The sequence below is a fragment of the Vibrio sp. 10N.222.55.C6 genome, assembly GCF_041473395.1.
Taxonomy (GTDB): Bacteria; Pseudomonadota; Gammaproteobacteria; order Enterobacterales; family Vibrionaceae; genus Vibrio; species Vibrio crassostreae_C.
In genome coordinates this window covers 1-343 of record NZ_JBFRSD010001153.1, presented here as the reverse complement: position 1 = coordinate 343, position 343 = coordinate 1, and the positions used below count along the sequence as shown (strand labels likewise).

At 38.5% G+C, this 343-nt stretch carries 1 protein-coding gene; it reads right to left on the bottom strand.

Annotation, left to right across the window (positions count from 1 at the left end):
- On the bottom strand, window positions 1-343 hold a 343-nt coding region (locus tag AB4486_RS27960), incomplete at both ends, for an SNF2-related protein (RefSeq protein WP_372120072.1).

Here is a 343-nt window from a genome sequence, read left to right as displayed (position 1 = left end):
TGAAAACTGATAATCCCGTAACGTTTGATAAGTAGTAATAACAAGTCGTTGTGGTTGGTCTAGACGTTCGGAACCAAAGTTCTTTCCTACTTTTAAAGAGTATTTAGGTTCAAGCTCTTCATCTGAATTCTTTTGATTTCGGATTTCAACGCCACCCATCTTGTATCTGTTTAGATCGGCAGCCGATTGCAAAATGACTATGTCTTTAAAAGGAGACGCTTCAAATGTTTTATCTACTTCATCTTTCCAGTTTTCAAGCAGACTTAACGGAGCAACGATTAATGTCGGTTTCTTAGTCTTAGCGTCAATCGTCATACGTTGGTACATATGCTCTATAGCGGAG